The sequence below is a fragment of the Mesorhizobium sp. M4A.F.Ca.ET.022.05.2.1 genome (assembly GCF_003998845.1).
Taxonomy (GTDB): domain Bacteria; phylum Pseudomonadota; class Alphaproteobacteria; order Rhizobiales; family Rhizobiaceae; genus Mesorhizobium.
Genome location: NZ_RZOJ01000405.1, coordinates 1 through 5485 on the forward strand (window position 1 = coordinate 1; position 5485 = coordinate 5485).

Consider the following 5485-nt stretch of genomic DNA (forward strand, 5'->3'; position numbering starts at 1 on the left):
AATGCGGCCCGCCGGCCTTCGGTCCCGTGCCCGAAAGCCCCTCGCCACCGAACGGCTGCGAGCCGACCACGGCGCCGATCTGGTTGCGGTTGACGTAGATGTTGCCGGCATGGATGCCGTCGACGAAATGCTGGACGCGGCCTTCAATGCGCGTGTGCAGGCCGAAGGTCAGGCCATAGCCCTTGCGGTTGATGGCGGCGATGACGGCGTCGATCTCGTCGGCGTCGAAGCTGGCGACATGCAGCACCGGGCCGAACACCTCGCGCTCCATCTCCTCGATGCCCTTGACGCGGAAGACATGCGGCGCGACGAAGCGGCCGCTCTTCGGCGCTTCGAGCTTGGCGATCAGCCGGCCCTGCAGGCCCATCCTGGTGCAATAGTCGCGGATCGACGTTTGCGCCTCGTCGTCGATGACCGGGCCGACATCGGTCGAGATCAGCCAGGGATCGCCGAGGTTGAGCGCTTCCATCGCGCCCCTCAGCATCTCCAGCATCTTCTTCTCGACGTCCTTCTGGACATAGAGCACGCGCAGCGCCGAGCAGCGCTGGCCGGCGCTCTGGAAGGCGGAGGCGAGGATGTCGCGCACCGCCTGCTCGGGCAGCGCGGTGGAATCGACGATCATGGCGTTGAGCCCCCCGGTCTCGGCGATCAGCATGGCGTCGGGTGCGGCGGTCTCGGCCAGTTGCTTCTCGATCAGCTTGGCGACCTCGGTCGAGCCGGTGAAGCAGACGCCGGCGATACGCGGGTCGGCCGTCAGCGGCGCGCCGACCGAGGGACCGTCGCCGGGCAGAAGCTGGATGATGTCTTCCGGCACGCCCGCCTCGCGCAGCATCTCGACGGCGCGGAAGGCGATCAGCGGCGTCTGTTCTGCCGGCTTGGCGATCACCGAATTGCCGGTGACGAGCGCCGCGGCGATCTGGCCGGTGAAGATGGCGAGCGGGAAATTCCACGGCGAGATGCAGACGATCGCGCCGCGCGCCTCGGTGCCCGTTTCCGCATTGGCGGCCTCGGCGGCGTAGTAGCGCAGGAAATCGACCGCCTCGCGCACCTCGGCGACGCCGTCGGCCAGCGATTTGCCGGCCTCGCGGGTGGCGAGCGCGAAGAACTCGGCCGCGTTGGCCTCATAGAGGTCGGCGGCGCGGTTCAGGATCGCCGCGCGCTCGGCGACCGGGCGCTTGGCCCAAGCCGGCTGCGCCTCGACCGCGATGCGTACGGCGGTGGCGACCTGCTTGGCGGCCGCCTCGTGGATCGTGCCGACAACCTCGTCGGGCTTCGCCGGATTGACTACCTTGCGCTCCTTGCCGTAGCCGGCGGCGCGCGTGACCGGCTTCGCGTGCCAGCGGTCCGGCCCAGCAAACTCGGCCTTGGCCTTGTCGATCGCCGCCAGCGTCACCGGATCGGTGATGTCGACGCCCCTGGAATTGCGGCGGCCGGCGCCGAAGATCCCGGCGGGACGGGCGATCGCCGGATTGGCGGCCGGCCCCTGCGTCTCGACCGTTTCCAGCGGGTCGCGGGCGATGTCTTCCGGTTCCACCTCCTCGTCGGTGAGCTGGTGGACGAAGGAGGAGTTGGCGCCGTTTTCCAGCAGACGGCGCACCAGATAGGCGAGCAGGTCGGAATGCGCGCCGACCGGCGCATAGATGCGGCAGCGGGTGCCTTCGGCCTGGCGCACCGTCTCGTGCAGCGCCTCGCCCATGCCGTGCAGCCGCTGGAACTCGAAAGAGTCGCGATCCTTGGCCATTGACAGGATGGCGGCCACCGTGTGCGCGTTGTGGGTGGCGAACTGCGGATAGATGCGGTCGGTCATCGACAGCAGCTTCTTCGCGCAGGCCATGTAGGACACATCGGTGTTGGTCTTGCGGGTGAAGACCGGATAGCCGGCGAGCCCCAGTGTCTGCGCCCGCTTGATCTCGGTGTCCCAATAGGCGCCCTTGACCAGCCGCACCATGATGGTGCGGTCGTACTTTTTCGCCAGCGCGTGGAGCCAGTCGATAACGAAGGCCGCGCGCGGCCCATACGCTTGCACCACCACGCCGAAACCGTTCCAGCCGGCAAGCTCCGGCTCGGCCAGCACGCGCTCGATGACGTCGAGCGACAGATCGAGGCGGTCCGCCTCCTCGGCGTCGATGTTGAGCCCCATGCGCGAATGCCGCGCCGCCAGCGCCAGCGACAGCAGCCGCTCGGCCATCACCGGCAGCATCGCCTCCTTCTGCGCCACTTCGTAGCGCGGATGCAGCGCCGAAAGCTTGACCGAAATGCCGTGGTTGTTGCGGATGTCCGGCCCGTTGGAACCGGAATCGAGTGAGGAGATCGCGTCGGCATAGGCCTTGTGATAGCGCAGCGCGTCGGCCTCGGTGCGGGCCGCCTCGCCCAGCATGTCGAAGGAATAAAGATAGCCCTTCTGCGTCATCGGCCGGCCGCGCTTGACGGCCTCGGCGATGGTGCGGCCGAGCACGAACTGCTCGCCCATCTCGCGCATGGCGGCCGCCACCGCCTTGCGGATCACAGGTTCGCCAAGCCGGCGCACCATGGCGCGCAGCGTGCCTTCGATACCGCCCTCGCCTTCGTCCAGCACGCGCCCGGTCAGCATCAGCGCCCAGGTCGAGGCATTGACGAAGATGGAGCTCGAGCTGCCCGAATGCGCCGACCAGTCGTGCGGCGCGATCTTGTCGGCGATGAGATCGTCCATCGTCTCGGCGTCGGGCACGCGCAGCAGCGCCTCGGCAAGGCACATCAGCGCGACACCTTCCTTGGTCGACAGGCCGTAGGCGGAAAGGAAAACCTCCATCAGCCTCGGATCGGTCGAGCCGCGCACGGCGCGCACCAGATCGGCCGCGCGGGCCGAGATCGCCTTGCGGTCATCCGCCGAAAGCCCCGCTTCATCAGCGAGCCGCTTCACCGCGGCGTCTTCGTCTGGCAAGTAGTTGGCACGGATCTGCTGGCGGATGGCATCGAGCGCGGGCATGGCTGTCCTATCGAGCGAGCTTGAGGGAGCGGGCCGGCGGTCACCGGACCGAATGGCGCAAGCTAGCACAATTGCCGTTTTCGGTCGGTCCAAAGAAATCGACATGCCAGTTCCAATGAACTATGATTTGCGCGACCTACTCGCCATTTAGACTGTGAATTCGATGATCGAAGACCAATTGGACCGCATCGACCGCAACATCCTTTCGGCACTGGCGCGCGACGGGCGGCTTTCCATGTCTGAGCTGGCCGGCAAGGTCGGCCTGTCGAAGACGCCGGTGCAGGCGCGCGTCAAGCGCCTGGAGAGGGACGGTTACATCAGGGGTTACCAGGCGATCATCGATCGCGAGCGCATGGGAGAAGGCCATGTCGCGTTCGTCCAGGTGAAATTGTCGGACACCCGCTCGGCCGCGCTCGACGCCTTCAACCGCGCCGTGCAGGCGGTGCCGGAGATCGAGCAATGCCATATGATGGCGTCGAGCTTCGACTATCTGCTGAAGGTCCGCACCACCGACATCGCCGCCTACCGCCGGGTGCTCGGCGAGCGCATTTCGGCGCTCCCCCATGTCGCCCAGACTTCCACCTTCGTGGCAATGGAGACGGTCAAGGACCGCTAGCTCATTCCGACAGCGTCTTCAGGAACGCCACCAGCGCCGCGCGCTCGCGGTCCGACAGCTCGACCGGGTGGACCTCGGAAACACCTTCGACGCTCACCGGCGCCTTCGAATAATGCTCGACCACCTCTTCGAGCGACGCAAACTGTCCGGCATGCATGTAGGGCGCGCGCGCAGCGGCCCCTCGGAGCGACGGCGTCTTGTAGGCGCGCACCAGGTCCGGCCCGCCCTTCACCATGAAGCGCAGCTCGCGGCACGCGTTGTCGTCGCCGTCGCGGAACTTGCCTAAGCAGTTGAACGGATCGGCCTCGACCTGCACCACGGCATCGATGCGGCCGCGATCCGGCGGCAGGTCCTTGACCGGCGGCACGCCGGTATTGTGGAAAGAGTTGTCAGTGAAACGCGGGCCATTGTGGCAGGTCACGCAATTGGCCTTGCCGATGAACAGTTTCAGCCCAAGGATCTCTTCGGGCGACAAGGCGTCGTCCCCCTGTGGCTCGGCGCCAGATGCCAGATCGATAGCGAAACGGTCGAAGCGCGTCTGCGGCGGCTCGATCGACCGCTCGAAAGCGCCGATCGCCTTGCCGATATTGGCAAAGACGCGGTTGACGTCCTCGGCCTTGCTGACGGGCATGGCGGCCCAGGCCGCCTTCTCCGCATCCGTGCCGAGCGGGCTGGCATTGGCGGGCACAGTGGAGAGATCGGGCAGCGGCCCGAAGATGCGCTCGTAGCGCTCGCCGAAGCGTTTCTTGATGTAATGCGCGAAGGCGGCGCGGTTTCCGCCATGCTCGAGCGGGTTTTCGAGCGGCGTCAACGCCTGCGCCCACAGGCTGTCGCGCCGCCCGTCCCAGAAGAACCAGGGATCGCGCGCCACGCCGGCCAGCGGCATGGTGCGCCGGTTGGTGCGGCCGATGCCGACCGCTTGCGGCAGGTCATCCTGGAACTGGCGGTCGATCTTGTGGCAAGTCGAGCAGGACACGGTGCCGTCGCGGCTCATGCCCTGGTCGAAGAACAGCGTCGAGCCCAGGGCCGCGGCCGCCGGCACATCGGCGAAGCGATTGGTGGTGTCGGGCTTCAGCGGCGGCAGCGTGTTCAGCGCCAGCGAGGCAATGACCTTCTTCTCGGCATCGGAAAACTGCGGCTTGCCGCAGCCGGCAAGCAGCGCCATGGCGACCAGTGCGACGAGAGGCAGGACTCGAAGGAGGCGCCTCATCGACCGCTCACAACACCACGTTGAAGACGACCGTATCTGAACCGGCCGCCGCCGAAATGGCCAAGCGCAGTTGCCACCAGCCGCTCATCGTGAATTTCAGCCCATCGATGCGATAGCGTCCTTCGCCCAGATAGTCGGTCGCCTGCGGGCTGGTCGGCAGGCCGTGATTGTGCTGCGGCATGCCGCCGGAAACGGCAATCGCCGCTCCCTCCACCGGATCGCCCTTGACTGTCTTCAGCGTCAGCAGCCAGGACTGCAATTCGCCTTGCCGGACCCCGCCCCGCTCCGGCTGGAAGCTGGCAACAAACAGCCCGTTTGCCGTCGTCTTCGAGCGCGACGTGTCGGGGCCCGGCGTCGTTTGCGGAGCGGTCAGGTACACGATCGCAAGAACGCCAGCCAGCAAGGCGGCCAGACCAAGACCCGCGAGAAGATAACGCCATAGGGATGCCAAACCGGTTCCTTTTCCAAAGACAACGTTCCAGCGGGCGGATCGCATCCCGCCGCGACTGTGGGAAACCGCTTCTGGCGCAAAAATCCGCAGCCGCCAAGCATGGCGTTGCCGGTCGCAAAAAGCTACAGCAGCACCTCTATCCCAAAACCGCCAGACACTTTTGGGCGACATGCACCGGGAGACAGATAGATGGCTGCAAACGGCGTCGCCGCGATCGGCGAGTGCATGCTCGAACTGTCGGGC

General features: G+C 66.5%; 4 protein-coding genes. 1 reads left to right on the plus strand and 3 read right to left on the minus strand.

From position 1 onward, the window contains the following. On the minus strand, positions 1-2965 hold a 2965-nt coding region (putA, locus tag EN745_RS29025; RefSeq protein ID WP_127422819.1), incomplete at its 3' end, for a bifunctional proline dehydrogenase/L-glutamate gamma-semialdehyde dehydrogenase PutA. A 163-nt stretch (positions 2966-3128) separates the two neighbouring features. Between putA and EN745_RS29030 the strand changes: the two genes are divergently transcribed. After that, the gene (locus EN745_RS29030; protein ID WP_127422820.1) at positions 3129-3581 is read left to right on the plus strand and encodes an Lrp/AsnC ligand binding domain-containing protein; all 453 of its coding nucleotides are present in this window, start codon (positions 3129-3131) and stop codon (positions 3579-3581) included. Between the two features lies 1 nt (position 3582). Here EN745_RS29030 and EN745_RS29035 read toward each other — a convergent pair whose 3' ends face one another. Together EN745_RS29035 and EN745_RS37695 are read right to left on the minus strand one after the other, a co-directional pair. Beyond that, positions 3583-4791 (minus strand): cytochrome c peroxidase, encoded by a 1209-nt coding sequence (locus EN745_RS29035; protein WP_127422821.1) that lies wholly within the window; start codon positions 4789-4791, stop codon positions 3583-3585. Positions 4792-4798: 7 nt separating this feature from the next. Further along, a complete protein-coding gene (locus tag EN745_RS37695) occupies positions 4799-5242 on the minus strand; it encodes a FixH family protein (RefSeq protein WP_127422822.1) in 444 nt (147 codons plus the stop codon). Between the last annotated feature and the right edge of the window lie 243 nt (positions 5243-5485).

What these genes read in the sequence shown, in the direction of transcription:
- EN745_RS29030 (WP_127422820.1), top strand. Translation starts at nt 3,129, where the DNA reads ATGATCGAAGACCAATTGGACCGCATCGACCGCAACATCCTTTCGGCA.
- EN745_RS29035 (WP_127422821.1), bottom strand. Translation starts at nt 4,791, where the DNA reads ATGAGGCGCCTCCTTCGAGTCCTGCCTCTCGTCGCACTGGTCGCCATG.